Source organism: Enterococcus sp. BWR-S5, assembly GCF_016745255.1.
In the GTDB taxonomy this organism is placed as follows: domain Bacteria; phylum Bacillota; class Bacilli; order Lactobacillales; family Enterococcaceae; genus Enterococcus_L.
Genome location: NZ_JADOEQ010000006.1, coordinates 49,168 through 63,510, shown reverse-complemented (window position 1 = coordinate 63,510; position 14,343 = coordinate 49,168). Strand labels below are relative to the sequence as shown.

The window sequence follows — 14,343 nt, the reverse complement described above, 5'->3', positions numbered from 1 at the left end:
TTTTTCAATCTTCACTTCTTCAAATAGAAGGAATCGGCTCGACTAAAATTGCAGAATCCTGTTGATTATAATAAGAAACGGTCATGCCCTGCAAATCTGTGACCCAATAGCTGATTCCTGCTTCTCCGGCCAGCTTACAAAATTCCTCAAAGTCTATCTTTCCTGCCTGAGCCTGCCTTACAGCTGCCTTTATCCCATCAGCCTTTGCTGTCTTTTCTACTTGCTGGGGTTTGCCGTTCATCTGACTATCCACGAATGAGCCCTCATCATAATAACGATAGCTTCCCTGCGCAACAAAGTAGTCATATCGCTTAATTCCCAATAGCTTAAATTTTTTTATAAGCTCTGCAAAGCCTCCCGCATCCTTTTCTTCCGCAATTGCCTTCTCGATTTTATTGTAATCTAAGACCATGCTGCCTCACTCCATCCATTTCATTATTTACCACTATTTAAACAAACTTCAGCTAATTTCACAATTATTCCAATCGTACTATTTTTTTATCAGTACAAGCCACTCAAAAAATAAAAAAAATGATATTTTGCAACTAAATTTGATTGCAATTATAAAATATGTTAGAATTTATTCGAGGTGATTTTATGAAAGCAATTACAATTATTGATATGGAAAATGGGTATAGCAACCAAAATGGCCGTTTCCAGTGCCTGTATTGCAGCCAAGGATACGACGATTCCTTTGTTTATTCTTACGATGGCAATTTTGCCAAAGCCGAGTACATGATCCAAAAGCATCTGTCTTCTCAGCATGACGGAGCAATCGGTGCATTACTTCAGCTGGATAAAAGCGAGTCAGGCCTGTCTGATGTTCAAAAAACGTTTCTCTCTTTCATTAGCCAAGGATTATCAGATGATGAGGTTGCACAGGAAATGTCCATCTCAAAATCTGCTGTACGAAACCATCGATTTAAGTTGAAGGAAAAGAAACGTCAGGCGAGTACTCTAATCGCCCTGTTGAACTTACTCGATAATTCAGCAAAAGAAACGGAAGTCAATGAAGGCCCCCGCCTTTCTTTAAAAAATAAAAAGGACGAGCAAGTATTGGAAACCTTTCTTGACGACCAAGGACACGCAACAAAAATCCCAAGCAAGGAAAAGAAACGTCTTATCCTCTTCCGCAAGCTTATGGAACGTTTTTTACCAGAGAAACAATATAGCGAGACGGAAGTAAATCAAATCATTTCTACTATGTTTGATGATTACGTGACTGTACGTCGTTATCTGATTGGCTATGGCATGCTTGGACGAACTGTTGACGGAAAAAATTATTGGGTGATTTAGTTTTCTGAGTAGGAGGGATTCAACATGAAATATCTTATTGATCATGTACAGGTTACTGTCAGGAATATTAAGAAAGCCGAACCATTTTATGACGTTCTTTGCGAAGCACTGGGCTTTGATTTATCCAAAAAGATTCATGCTTACTTACCTGAGCTAGATATGGAAGTCATTGAGTATCTGGATGATGCCTACGATTTCGGTATCTGTTCACCATTATCTGAATATCAAGATGATACGATTCATCGCCGCAAACCGGGAGCCGTTCATCACGTTGCCTTTCGTGCAGCCACAAGAGAAGCTGTCGATGCAATTTATGAGATACTGTTACCAATGAACACAGAGATTATTGATCCGCCGCAAATCCACCATTCCCATGGGCCAAATTATTACGCGTTATTCTTTAAAGATCCGGATGGTATCAAATACGAGATTGTTTGTAACCATTAAAAAAATGATAAAAAATCAACTGGCGTTGAACATGATTTTTCGAACTACCGAAAATAATGGTTCAACGTTTTCTTTGTTCTCGGTCGACGCTTGCTCAACCTTACTTGATAGAGCGCACAAAAAACCGCAGGTAGCTTTCGCTGTCTGCGGTTTGAATAATCGTTTGATTATTTTGTATATTCTTCTACTAATTCGACAACTTCTTCCATTGTATCGCACTCATTAAGCGCACGATCCGCAAGTTCAGCCATCTTACCAGTGTCCAAACGTTTCATTAAGCTGCGTGTTTTCAGGATAGATGTCGCACTCATTGAGAACTCATCTAAGCCCATACCCACTAATAGAGGTACTGCAGTTTGATCGCCTGCCATTTCTCCACACATACCAGCCCATTTACCTTCAGCGTGTGCTGCATCAATCACGTTTTTAATCAAACGCAGAATTGATGGGTTATATGGTTGATATAGGTAAGAAACGCGTTCGTTCATACGGTCAGCAGCCATTGTGTATTGGATCAAATCGTTTGTTCCAACACTGAAGAAGTCAACTTCCTTAGCAAATTTATCAGCGATTACAGCTGCAGCAGGAATTTCAATCATGATACCAACTTGAATAGTATCAGAAACAGTAGTTCCTTCACTTACTAATTTTTGTTTTTCTTCATCAAAGATTTTTTTCGCTGCTCTGAATTCCTTCAGAGTCGCAACCATTGGGAACATGATACGCAAGTTACCATGAACAGAAGCACGCAGTAATGCACGCATTTGCGTACGGAACATATCGTCTCCTTGCTCAGATAAGCTGATACGTAGAGCACGGTAACCCAAGAACGGGTTCATTTCATGAGGTAATTTCAAGTATGGCAGTTCTTTGTCTCCGCCGATATCCATCGTACGAACAACAACTGGTTTGCCATCCATTCCCTCAAGAACAGCTTTATATGCTTCATACTGATCATCCTCAGTAGGAAAATCAGGTGAATCCATGTAAAGGAACTCGGTACGGTACAGGCCAATAGCTTCTCCACCATTTTTGTGTACGCCGTCTAAATCCTTTGGTGTACCAATGTTGGCAGCTAATTCGAAATGCTTGCCGTCAGCTGTTTCAGTTTTCGCATTTTTCAGCTTTTCCCATTCAGCTTTCAGGTCAGCATACGCTTGTCCTTTTGCTTCGAAATCTGCTTTTTCAGCATCAGATGGGTGGATAATTACATCGCCATCGATACCGTTAACAGCTAACATATCGCCAGCTTTAACTTTAGCAGTGATTTCCATTGTTCCTACAATTGCAGGAATTTCCAATGAACGAGCCATGATTGCTGAGTGAGACGTACGTCCGCCAATGTCAGTAACAAAAGCTTTTACGTAAGTTCTATCCAGCTGAGCTGTATCACTTGGTGTCAAGTCATGAGCAACTACAATAACTTCTTCGTTAATCATTGAAGGGTTAGGTAATGTTACTCCCAGTAAATGAGCCAGTACACGTTTCGCTACGTCACGGATATCTGCTGCACGTTCTTGCATGTACGCATTGTCGTCCATTGCTTCGAACATACCGATATACATATCAGTAACTTCTTTCAATCCTGATTCAGCATTTACTTTGTTGTCTTGAATACTTTGTTTAATTTGTCCGATCATTTCCGGATCAGCTAAAACCATCAAGTGTGCATCAAAAACCTGCGCTTCTTCTTCACCAAGACTTTTAGCTGCTTTTTCTCTGATAGCCTGAAGTTCTGTTGTAGATTTAGCCAAAGCATCCTCTAAACGTTTTTCTTCAGCAGCAGTATCATCTACAGTAACTTTATTGAATGATAAGTCCGGCTGAACAAGAAGATAGGCTTTAGCAATTGCAACACCATCACTTGCGGCAATTCCCTTAAGCATCTCAGACATTATTCAGACAGTCCTTCTTTTTTCATTGTTTCAACGATTGCAGCAATTGCGTCTGCTTCGTCAACACCATCAACAGTGATAGTAACATCAGAACCTTGACCTACGCCAAGAGACATAACGCCCATGATTGATTTAAGGTTAACTGATTTACCTTTGTACTCTAAGTTAATATCAGAGTTGAATTTGCTTGCAGTTTGTACTAGTAATGTAGCTGGGCGTGCGTGAATCCCTGTTTCTGCTACAACGTGAAAGTCTTTCTTTTCCATATGAATCGGTCTCCTTCGTAAGTAAAATATTTTTTTATGTTAGGGTTTTCTATTCATACATGAAATGTATAAAAAACGACCCTTTCAATTTTTAAGATTACCATTTTTTTGAAGTTGTTACAACTGTTTTCAACGAAATTTTAAGGAATTGAGTAAACCTTTTCAACTATTCAGCGAATCGGTAAATGATTTTGCCGTTCAATCCAGCTTCACCAACTATTTTTGTACGATCCTCTTGCTTCTTCCAAGCTTCTCTAAATACGCTGAATTCGCTTTGTTCAATAACAATTTCCGAAATTTGCTTTTCTCTCAGTTGTTGAATTTTTTCGTCAAAAAGATTTTCAGACATCTAAGACCTCCCTCTTTCTGTTTTCAGCCTTCTAAAAGAGACTCTCCTCGATAGATAGACCGTCAGCTTCTTATACTTTTATAGAATATGAAAAGAAATTTTATATTGACTGACGTTTTTCCAAAATGGAGCCATTTAAAAAGGCACTGTTAAACTGTTCCTATTTTAAAGGAAAGAATTCTATTTGTCTAAATTCTGAATTTAATCACAGGAAAATGTCCATCAAAGCAATTGATTTATAGAGCCAATTACTTGATTCTATGACAAAACGTGCTATAATATTTTCAAAGGTCAAAAAAGGTCAGTTAAGTTTTTGATCTTTCATTTGACTTGAAAATCAGTCTTACAAGTGAAAGGACGTGCATTAGTAGATGATTTGCCAAAACTGCAAACAAAATGAAGCTACAATTCACTTATACGCAAATGTCAATGGTCAGAGAAAACAATTAGACTATTGCCAAAGCTGCTATCAAAAATTAAAATCACAAGCAAATAACATGCAACCAACTATGTCCCAAGATCCATTTGGTTTTGGAAGTTTAGATGATTTATATCGTTCACTTTCCCGCCAGATGCAGCAAGGAGATCAAATGAGTCAACAAACACCTCCTACTCAATTTGGCGATGGAAATGGCTTTAACGGACAACCACCAAGAAGAGGCGGACAAGGTGAGGGCCTTTTGGGCGAATATGGTATCAATATTACAGAAGCAGCCAGAAACGGCGATATCGATCCCGTTGTTGGTCGCGATGAGGAAATCAAGCGAGTCATTGAAATCTTAAATAGAAGAACCAAAAATAATCCTGTGCTAATCGGCGAACCCGGTGTAGGTAAAACGGCCGTCGTTGAAGGCTTGGCACAAAAAATCATTGATGGCGATGTTCCACAAAAACTTTTAGAAAAAGAAGTCATTCGCTTAGATGTCGCTTCTCTCGTTCAAGGAACAGGTATTCGCGGTCAATTCGAAGAAAGAATGCAAAAGCTGATTGAAGAAATCAAGCAAGCTGAAAATATCATTCTTTTCATTGACGAAGTCCATGAGCTTGTCGGCGCGGGAGCTGCCGGTGATGGCAACATGGATGCCGGTAATATTTTGAAGCCTGCATTGGCTCGTGGAGAGCTGCAAATGGTAGGTGCAACAACTCTGACAGAATATCGAATCATCGAAAAAGATGCCGCTTTAGAACGTCGGATGCAGCCTGTTCGAGTGGAAGAGCCGACAGTCGCTGAAACGATTGAAATTCTGAAGGGCCTGCAGAAACGCTATGAAGATTATCATCACGTAAAATATACAGATGAAGCAATCAAAGGCGCCGCTTCTCTTTCCAACCGTTACATTCAGGATCGATTTTTACCTGACAAAGCCATTGATTTATTGGATGAGTCCGGTTCAAAAATGAACTTAACGATTCAAATTGCCGATCCTAAAACGATTGAAAAGAAACTCGCAGAAGCAGAACAGCAAAAGCAACAGGCTTCTGCAGAGGAAGATTTTGAGAAAGCAGCCTATTATCGTGACCAAATCAATAAGCTGCAAACCATGAAGGACAAACAAATCAGTGACGAAGAAACACCAGTCATCACCGAAAAAGTGATTGAAGCAATCGTTGAGCAACGGACCGGTATTCCTGTTGGTGAGCTGAAAGAGAAAGAACAGACTCAATTGAAAAACCTGGCTACCGACTTGAAGTCCAATGTCATTGGACAGGATGATGCTGTAGATAGGGTTGCGAAAGCAATTCGCAGAAACAGAGTTGGTTTAGGCAAAAAGAATCGCCCAATTGGTTCGTTCCTATTCGTAGGTCCTACCGGTGTCGGTAAAACGGAGTTGGCTAAACAATTGGCATTTGAGCTATTCGGCTCTGAGGAAACTATGATTCGTTTTGATATGAGTGAATACATGGAAAAACACAGTGTCTCTAAATTGATTGGTTCTCCTCCAGGCTACGTAGGCTATGAAGAAGCTGGACAACTGACAGAAAAAGTTCGTCGAAATCCTTACAGTCTCATTCTACTTGATGAAATTGAAAAGGCACATCCAGATGTTCTGCATATGTTCTTGCAGATTTTAGATGATGGACGTCTGACAGATGCTCAGGGTAGAACTGTCAGCTTCAAGGATACCATCATTATTATGACGAGTAATGCAGGTAGCGGTAAAATCGAAGCCAATGTTGGTTTCGGCGCTGCTCGTGAAGGCGTAACTCGTTCTATCCTTGGTCAGCTGAACAACTTCTTTACACCTGAATTTCTTAACCGTTTCGACGGCATTATTGAATTCAGCGCACTAAGTAAAGAAGACCTGTTGAAGATTGTCACTTTAATGTTGGACGATGTGAACCAATTGCTTTCTCAACAAAAAATTCACATCACTGTGCCAACAGAGGTCAAAGAAAAACTGGTTGATCTTGGTTACGATCCAGCTATGGGTGCACGACCATTACGTCGAACAATCCAAGAGCAAATCGAAGATGGTATTGCAGAATACTACCTCGACCATCCTGAAGAGCATGAGCTGACAGCCGCATTAACGGAGGAAGATAAAATTATCGTTACAGGTCCAACTCTTCCGTCTGAAGCTCCAAGCGAAAGTGACGAAAACGAAGTAGAGTAATTAATAACAGCTCTCTTCTAAGAGTAAATAATTGATAGTCTGAATCTACGCACCAATTCTGTGGATTCAGACTATTTTTATACAAATCATGCTGTTTGCATAAAAAAACAAATAAAATCGTCTTTCTGCACATATTTTTGAAGCATTTTATGGTAAAATTTAAGCATAATTCTTTTTATTTTCATAAAAGCATTTTATAATGAGATTGTGCTATATAGTTTACATAGTTCAGATAAATGGAACGAAAAAGAGAGGTGAAAGTATGAAACTAATTAACGTAACAAACAGCCATAGACAAATGGTCAATAAACAGTTGGAAAGTACAGATGCTCATCTTGTCAAAGTATATTCTGCCGGTAACACAACTGCGATATATTCTGAAGCGGAAAAGCATATTGAAATTCTGATTTTAAATCAAAAACGTGCAATCAGAAAAGCAGAAGCAAATGAAATTCTAAAATTTTTCCTAAAACGGGTTCCCAAAGAACTGATTCAAAAAGATAAGATTGAGATGATCGAACTGAAAGGGATTACAGAGATTTCGATTCCTTTAACAGCTGCACTCGTTAGAACCTAAAAAAATACAGTTTCCGATAAATTTATCGGAAACTGTATTTTTTTAGATATTTCTTCAATCAATAATAAATTCTCGGGTACAATAATAACTACACCCTATTCATTATTGATTGAATTAAATTGCTCTTCAGTTATGTTAGCCATGATTTCTCCTAACGCTGCTTTAGCATCAAGATATTCAACTTTTGAGTTAATTTTTTTTAGCCCCTTAATCGCCTTAATTGAATCTGAATCGTCTTTTTCTTCATTCAAAATTTCTTCAAAATTTTTCTCAATATCTGTGAAGTTGAATACTCCTTGACCAGCCTTAATATCAGCTATAGTCTGAACAACTTGGTAATCAACTTTTATCGAATCAAAGGCCTTTTTTCCATATTCAATCTTCTGAACTTCTGTATCTCTTAAATTGTCTTTAGAAAAATATTTTCCGGCAGTTTTTTTTGATTCCCTAACCAAATATACTTCTAAATCATTTTGCTCATCTTGAAAAACTATGGCCCAGTCAGGATTATAATTTCCCGTGGGAGTTGGTACGTAAAATTTGGCAGGTAATTTAACAAAAAATTTGAATCTTTTTTTGTCCGCATTCATTTCATTTATTAACTTAACTTCTGTTTCTGAGTCTAATTGAATAACCTCATAGAATGTTCTGCTTAAGTCTAAATTATGAGCTATTAAAGGATTTATTGAGTCTTCATATACCATTATGAAATTGTTAAATAGGTTCAACTCATACATTTCTTCAGTACAGTAATACGTAATCCCTTTTTTAAATATTTTAGGCATTTCTTCTTTAATAATTTCTGATAACTTTTCAACAAAAATATCTGGTTGGACAAAAATATATTTTTGTATCTCAGACTTTGAAATAATCTTTATTACAACTTTTTTTGTTAAACCTGTAAAATCAGCAATCCTCTTAACAACGTTAGGAATTTTGCTAACTTTAATTTCATCCCCACTTCTAGTTTCTTTAATCTCCTTATTGATTGTAGCATCATAGATATTTATCATTTGAGTTTTTTGAACTTGGTAAGCTAAAGGATCAACTTTAAAACCAGAAACTTTAATTTTATTAATTATCTCTTCTACAATTACTTCTTCATCAACTTGAATAGTATAACTCATCTTCTTATTGATGGTTTGCCATAACCTTTTAAAATACTCATTATTGAAGTTATCCATTTTAATATACGATTTTTTTCTTTTAAAGGCATTAGAAATCCGTATTTCCCCTGTACTTACCCCAGTTTCAGAAGTAATTTCTTCCTGCAATCGTTTCGCAAAAAGTTCATAAGAAACAGATGAAGCTACTGTTAGGATATTTATATCATCATCCATAATTCTATCTCCATCTTGATTTACCGGTAGTCTCAATCCTCTACCAACTTCTTGTCTTCTTCTAACTTCATTAGTTGTTTCATTTAGGTTGCAAAGCTGAAAAACATTGGGATTATCCCAGCCTTCTCTTAATGCACTATGAGAGAATATAAATCTTTCCTTAGTCGTAAATGAAACTAACTCTTCTTTCTTATTCATAATCAAATCATAGACCTTAACATCTGCATTTGTCTGGCTTTTTTCTCTTGTATCTTTATAGTTACCATTTTTATCCACTGAAAAATAAGCGGCTTGAATTTCATTAACATTATCAGTTGCAAACTCTTTAAACTCTTCTTCACAAGTCAATTCATTATAGAACTCTTCAAACCATTTTCTAATCTTCCCTTTCCCATCAACATCATTCGAATTTCTATAATTAACTACTTTATCAATAAAAAATAATGTTAGAACTTTGATTCCTTTAGGGTTAAGATCCTTTTCCTTTTCTAAGTGCGTTCGAATGGTTTCTTTAATTTGTATCTTCATTAAATCATCTTTATTTTGAGTTACTTCATTCAGTTTTACAACTAATCCATTTCTAAATTTAACTTCATTTCTACTGGCACTAATTCCTGTTATAACATAGTTCTTGTACTCCGGCATTTCATTTGATAATTCATACAGATCCGCCTTATCTTTCAGCTTTTTTGTTCTCTCTTTAATTCCATTGGCTGTGTTCTCAAAATAAGATATCTTAGCAGTTAATTGATTGCCAGCATTGATTTCTTTAACTTTAAGAAAAGCTTTGGCAGGATTGTTCTCAGTATCATAAACAGATAAAACCTCTATCTTTTTAACGTATCTATCTCTATAGGCATCTAATGGAGTATACCTATAAACAAACTTGAAATTACTATCGTTAGTTACTTTATGAGTTGCCGAATACCTTAGAACAAATAGAGGATTAAAGTTTTTTAATTTGTTAGTTGTTGCTTCCCCTAACATTTTTTGAGGCTCATCAAGAATAACAATTGGTCTAGTGTTCGCTAGTAAATCCACAGGTTTCCCACCTAGTTTAGAGTCTGGATTTCCTCTATTCAAAATATTGTCATCCTTATTGAAACTCCCCATTGTCATTAAAAGGATTTCCAAACAATTCGGCTCTCTATAATATTCTTGAAGCTCATTAATCTTACTGCTATCATAAACATTGAAGTTAATAGTCTTATCCGCAATATTTTCAAGTGAGTTCTTTAGTCTCCTAAACTCCGATTCAACACCTTCTTTAATCGGAACAGATGGAACAATAATAATAAATTTTCTCCAGTTGTATTCTCTAGATAATTTTGCAATAGTTGAAAAATAAACAAATGTCTTACCAGTCCCTGTTTCCATCTCAACTGCAAAATCTAACTCAGAAAGTTCCTTGGAAATATCAATTGGGGCCTTACTTCTATTATTTTTCTTTTGCACCTCTCTAAGATTCATTAGAATTGTTTCATTACTAACGGCAAGAGAATTAATGTTGTTATCTTTGAAATCTTGAGACACTGATATTTCTAATTTTTTATCTGCAATTGGTTGACCTTTAAATAAGTTTATTACTGAGTTAACTGCATCCTCTTGATAAGGTCTATGCCCAAATTTGAATTCCATCTGATTATCCTCCTTTCTTTATAAAGTTTCAAACTTATCCCCAATAGTAATCCTTAAGTTCAATTTTTGAGTCTGACTTAAGGCATTATCATATACCAAAATTCTTTCATATCCAGAATAATTCTCAATAATATATTCATAGCCTTTATCTGACAGTTGATTATCAAGATATACTAAGGTTTTTTCTTCATCTCCGATGCTATATACGTTCTCTGAGACTCTTTCAACATGAGCGTCCAAAAGATATTTTCTTAAAAGTAAAAGCACTTCATAAACTGCATCTTCTGGATTAGAAATTGATTCTTCTAATAAGTTAATCTGCTCAGCATACTGTTCTTCTTCTAAAGAATCATCCCATTGAGGAAAGTTAGATTTATCCAAAACAAAAGTCTTAAAGCTCAAATCAACATTATTAGCAGTATCAGGATATTTTTCTCTAACTTTAGCTGCTGCTCTCTTAATTCTATCTCTTGTCAAATCAGTAATATGTTTATATCCATATTTGTAAGCATCTTGCTCCTCTTTAATAGCTTCTTGCAACTGAACCAAGACATATTTTCTGTTTCCTTCAGTAATAGGGTCTGCATTTAATTCCATGACCGCTTGTGCTGTTGTCCCTGAACCTGCAAAAAAATCCATTACAATACTATCTTCTTTTGTTCCCATATTTACTAATAATTTGACCAGCTCCACAGCTTTAGGATTCTGAAATAGCCTATCTTTATTTTTCTTAGCTTCTGGGAACAATTCTGCTAAGTCTCCTCTACCGGCATCAGAGCTATAAGAACTATCAGTCAAAAGGGTTTTTACCATAGTCTGTGCTACTCCGTCTTCTTTAATAGCATAATCCTTTCTAACTATGTTCCATTTATTTTTATGCTGTTTTGCAACTAATAAATCATAGTTCCAAAACCCTTTTTCCTGTCTAGTTGTTTTATCAATACTCCAAGTCCAGCACCCTTCAAACTCATCATCCCATAACGGAAGAACTTCTATAAGTTCTCCAAAATCAACTCTATCATCCGATAAAAATTTCTTCTCACCATTTTCCATATAAAAAGGATTCTTCTCATCTTCTGGATTACATACATAAATCTTATTTTTGTTATTAGTATCAACATAGAATGGATACCATAAGTTTTCCCGATTAAACCTTCCAAATTCTCTATGGGAATTTCTTAGCCCCAATTCCCTATATCTCTTTTCATTTTCATCAAGCAATCTATAATCAGACAATAATTTATCATCGTTTTTAGTTATTGAAATTCCACCCTTAACTAACTGCTTTTTTGAATACACAACAACATATTCTGCTGACTTCCCTAAATATTGGTCCTGGCTTCTTCCTCTTGGATTTGTGAGATAAGTAATCTGCCCTAAGAAATAGCCAAAAATTTCATCCATAATACCTCTTAAATTGAGAAATTCAGTATCATCAATAGTTACAAATATTACCCCATCGTCATCCAATAAATCATAGGCTAATAATAACCTTGCATACATAAAATTAAGCCAGTTGGTATGTTTTCTGCCTAGCTTATCCTCCTCTGATTCAAGTTTATTGCCATCTTCATCAAGTACCCCAATCATCTCTTGGTAAGCTTTGTATGGTTGAACAAAGTTATCTGGATAAATAAATTCTTTTTCTGTATTGTAAGGAGGATCAATAAAAATACAATTAACTCTATTAGTGTAAGAATCTCTAATTACTTTCAAAACATTAAGATTGTCTCCTTCAATAAAAACATTCGTAGTCTCATCAAAATTAACTGACTTATCTCTATCAGGTTTTAATGTCATTGTTGTTCCTTTATACGCTCCTTGTTTCGTATACTGCTTATTCTACCAATTGAATTGATAGAACTTCTGGTCAGACGGGGCTATAAACCCATCGAGTAAATTTTTCAACTCTTCTAAATCTAACTTGTCATCTTGAAAAAGAGGCTGATAAACTGCCTTAAGTTTATAAAGGATGTCCTCTAAAGTATGATTTTTCGTAGCAGAAAAGTGATTTTCTTTTTCAGTCATTCTAATTGCTCCTTTTAAATGATTTTCCTATACATTTTACCATTCTATCCTTATTTTAGAAAATTCTTTTACGGTACTCTCTAAATAGAAGTTTATGATAATTTCATTCCAGTTCATAAAAAGAAGCCTTTTCTTATCAAGTTTCGATAAAAAAATGGCTTCTTACAAACATAGATATAACAATATTTCTTATAGTAAACTCTTCAACTCTACATCTGGGTACTTATCGGCAAACCAACGTTCCGCAAATTGATTTTCAAATAGAAACAGCGGTTGGTCAAAGCGGTCTTTAGCCAAAATGTTGCGACTTGAACTCATGCGCTCATCCAAGTCCTCCGGTTTAATCCAACGGGCAATTTTTGAACCCATCGGCGTCATAATCACTTCTGAATTATACTCATTTTGCATTCTATGCTGGAAAACTTCAAACTGCAGTTGTCCAACAGCACCAATGATATAATCTTCGGTTAGATAGGTCTTATACAGCTGAATAGCCCCTTCTTGTACCAACTGATACATGCCTTTATGGAAGGATTTTTGCTTCATTACATTTTTCGCAGTGACCTTCATGAACAGCTCCGGTGTAAAGGATGGCAGTTCTTCATATCTAACCTTCATTTTCCCTTCATACAAGCTGTCACCGATTTGGTAATTTCCTGTATCATAGACACCGATAATGTCACCTGCTACAGCCTCTTCTACATTTTCTCTGGCATCTGCCATAAATTGCGTAACATTACTCAGCTTAATTTTCTTATTGGTTCTTTCCAGTGTGACATCCATTCCTCTTTCAAAGGTACCGGAACAAATTCTGACAAAAGCAATTCTATCTCTATGAGCCGGATTCATGTTTGCCTGAATTTTGAAAACAAAACCGGAAAATTCTTCTTCGTAAGGACTGACTTCTTCTCCGTCCTCTGTTTTATGGGCGTAAGGTGCCGGTGCAAACTTCAGGAAAGTTTCTAAGAACGTCTGTACACCAAAGTTTGTCAATGCTGAACCAAAGAATACCGGTGTTTGATTCCCTTGAGCAATCTTCTCTTCATCAAAGGCATCACCAGCCTCCAATAATAACTCTACATCTTCTAACGCCTGATGATAAAGATTATTTTGATTCAACTCATGCTCTTCCGGAATCGTCCCATTTTCTAAAGGAATGAAGCGCTGACTGTCATCATCGCCTGAGCGGTATAGCTCAACACGATGGTTATGAATATCATACAGTCCTTCAAGACCTTTCCCCATACCAATTGGCCAGTTCATCGGATAGGATTCGATATCAAGAAGCTCCTCAAGCTCCTCCAACAAATCCAAGGGCTCTCTTCCATCACGATCCAGTTTGTTAATAAAAGTAAAAATTGGAATTCCTCTTTTTTTGACTACCTGAAACAGTTTTTTCGTCTGTGCCTCAATCCCTTTGGCACTATCAATTACCATGACCGCGCTGTCGACGGCCATCAAGGTACGATACGTATCCTCTGAGAAGTCCTCATGCCCGGGTGTATCCAGTATGTTGACTCTTTTTCCATCATAATCAAATTGCATGACAGAGCTGGTTACAGAAATCCCACGTTGCTTCTCAATTTCCATCCAGTCAGATTTTGCAAAATTCCCTGTCTTTTTTCCCTTTACTGTTCCCGCTTGACGGATGGCTCCTCCAAACAGCAGCAGCTGCTCTGTAATCGTTGTTTTCCCGGCATCCGGGTGAGAGATGATGGCAAAGGTGCGACGGCTGTCGACCTGTTCTTTTAAATGTGGATTATTCATGCTATTATTTGCTCCATTTCTTTTAAGTTTGATCGTATATAAATCACTGCTTTTCTTCTTATCTACATCGGACTTCTCCTATATAATAATTTCAACTAGTGTAGTATATCATGGATTGGGGAGTA

At 36.6% G+C, this 14,343-nt stretch carries 12 protein-coding genes; 4 read left to right on the top strand and 8 right to left on the bottom strand.

The genetic code is table 11. The features are described from left to right. Window positions 1–19 precede the first annotated feature (19 nt). A complete protein-coding gene (locus tag IW510_RS08895; protein ID WP_202058736.1) occupies window positions 20–412 on the bottom strand; it encodes a DUF1398 domain-containing protein in 393 nt (130 codons plus the stop codon). A gap of 185 nt (window positions 413–597) precedes the next feature. Between IW510_RS08895 and IW510_RS08890 the strand changes: the two genes are divergently transcribed. Together IW510_RS08890 and IW510_RS08885 are read left to right on the top strand one after the other, a co-directional pair. Next, window positions 598–1,296 carry a DUF2087 domain-containing protein gene (locus IW510_RS08890; RefSeq protein WP_202058734.1) on the top strand — a complete coding sequence of 233 codons (699 nt, stop codon included), beginning with the start codon at window positions 598–600 and terminating at the stop codon, window positions 1,294–1,296. Between the two features lie 24 nt (window positions 1,297–1,320). Beyond that, complete coding sequence (locus IW510_RS08885) at window positions 1,321–1,743, top strand: VOC family protein (protein WP_202058732.1); 423 nt, start codon at window positions 1,321–1,323, stop codon at window positions 1,741–1,743. Window positions 1,744–1,910: 167 nt separating this feature from the next. Here the strand turns inward: IW510_RS08885 and ptsP are convergent, their stop codons facing one another. The 3 genes from ptsP to IW510_RS08870 form a co-directional block, all read right to left on the bottom strand. Continuing rightward, the gene (ptsP, locus tag IW510_RS08880; protein ID WP_202058730.1) at window positions 1,911–3,638 is read right to left on the bottom strand and encodes a phosphoenolpyruvate--protein phosphotransferase; all 1,728 of its coding nucleotides are present in this window, start codon (window positions 3,636–3,638) and stop codon (window positions 1,911–1,913) included. Continuing rightward, complete coding sequence (locus tag IW510_RS08875; RefSeq protein ID WP_086349025.1) at window positions 3,638–3,904, bottom strand: phosphocarrier protein HPr; 267 nt, start codon at window positions 3,902–3,904, stop codon at window positions 3,638–3,640. Before IW510_RS08875 ends, ptsP begins: the two co-directional genes overlap by 1 nt. Before the next feature lie 166 nt (window positions 3,905–4,070). Next, window positions 4,071–4,253: a hypothetical protein gene (locus tag IW510_RS08870; protein WP_202058728.1), complete on the bottom strand. Its 183-nt coding sequence runs from the start codon at window positions 4,251–4,253 to the stop codon at window positions 4,071–4,073. A 371-nt stretch (window positions 4,254–4,624) separates the two neighbouring features. Between IW510_RS08870 and IW510_RS08865 the strand changes: the two genes are divergently transcribed. Further along, window positions 4,625–6,868 carry an ATP-dependent Clp protease ATP-binding subunit gene (locus tag IW510_RS08865; protein ID WP_202058726.1) on the top strand — a complete coding sequence of 748 codons (2,244 nt, stop codon included), beginning with the start codon at window positions 4,625–4,627 and terminating at the stop codon, window positions 6,866–6,868. A 262-nt stretch (window positions 6,869–7,130) separates the two neighbouring features. Beyond that, window positions 7,131–7,445 (top strand): DUF1827 family protein, encoded by a 315-nt coding sequence (locus IW510_RS08860; RefSeq protein ID WP_202058724.1) that lies wholly within the window; start codon window positions 7,131–7,133, stop codon window positions 7,443–7,445. A gap of 95 nt (window positions 7,446–7,540) precedes the next feature. Here the strand turns inward: IW510_RS08860 and IW510_RS08855 are convergent, their stop codons facing one another. The 4 genes from IW510_RS08855 to IW510_RS08840 form a co-directional block, all read right to left on the bottom strand. Next, complete coding sequence (locus IW510_RS08855; protein ID WP_202058722.1) at window positions 7,541–10,423, bottom strand: restriction endonuclease; 2,883 nt, start codon at window positions 10,421–10,423, stop codon at window positions 7,541–7,543. Window positions 10,424–10,441: 18 nt separating this feature from the next. Then, window positions 10,442–12,223, bottom strand: coding sequence for a site-specific DNA-methyltransferase (locus IW510_RS08850; RefSeq protein WP_202058720.1), 1,782 nt, complete (start codon window positions 12,221–12,223; stop codon window positions 10,442–10,444). A 42-nt stretch (window positions 12,224–12,265) separates the two neighbouring features. Then, window positions 12,266–12,451 (bottom strand): hypothetical protein, encoded by a 186-nt coding sequence (locus tag IW510_RS08845; RefSeq protein WP_202058718.1) that lies wholly within the window; start codon window positions 12,449–12,451, stop codon window positions 12,266–12,268. Window positions 12,452–12,640: 189 nt separating this feature from the next. Then, on the bottom strand, window positions 12,641–14,218 hold the full coding sequence (locus IW510_RS08840) for a peptide chain release factor 3 (protein WP_202058716.1): 1,578 nt from the start codon (window positions 14,216–14,218) through the stop codon (window positions 12,641–12,643). Window positions 14,219–14,343: the final 125 nt, after the last annotated feature.

Bases quoted from the DNA above. Each gene is read 5' to 3' on its own strand.
- IW510_RS08895 (WP_202058736.1), bottom strand. From the start codon at position 412: ATGGTCTTAGATTACAATAAAATCGAGAAGGCAATTGCGGAAGAAAAG.
- IW510_RS08890 (WP_202058734.1), top strand. From the start codon at position 598: ATGAAAGCAATTACAATTATTGATATGGAAAATGGGTATAGCAACCAA.
- IW510_RS08885 (WP_202058732.1), top strand. From the start codon at position 1,321: ATGAAATATCTTATTGATCATGTACAGGTTACTGTCAGGAATATTAAG.
- ptsP (WP_202058730.1), bottom strand. From the start codon at position 3,638: ATGTCTGAGATGCTTAAGGGAATTGCCGCAAGTGATGGTGTTGCAATT.
- IW510_RS08875 (WP_086349025.1), bottom strand. From the start codon at position 3,904: ATGGAAAAGAAAGACTTTCACGTTGTAGCAGAAACAGGGATTCACGCA.
- IW510_RS08870 (WP_202058728.1), bottom strand. From the start codon at position 4,253: ATGTCTGAAAATCTTTTTGACGAAAAAATTCAACAACTGAGAGAAAAG.
- IW510_RS08865 (WP_202058726.1), top strand. From the start codon at position 4,625: ATGATTTGCCAAAACTGCAAACAAAATGAAGCTACAATTCACTTATAC.
- IW510_RS08860 (WP_202058724.1), top strand. From the start codon at position 7,131: ATGAAACTAATTAACGTAACAAACAGCCATAGACAAATGGTCAATAAA.
- IW510_RS08855 (WP_202058722.1), bottom strand. From the start codon at position 10,423: ATGGAATTCAAATTTGGGCATAGACCTTATCAAGAGGATGCAGTTAAC.
- IW510_RS08850 (WP_202058720.1), bottom strand. From the start codon at position 12,223: ATGACATTAAAACCTGATAGAGATAAGTCAGTTAATTTTGATGAGACT.
- IW510_RS08845 (WP_202058718.1), bottom strand. From the start codon at position 12,451: ATGACTGAAAAAGAAAATCACTTTTCTGCTACGAAAAATCATACTTTA.
- IW510_RS08840 (WP_202058716.1), bottom strand. From the start codon at position 14,218: ATGAATAATCCACATTTAAAAGAACAGGTCGACAGCCGTCGCACCTTT.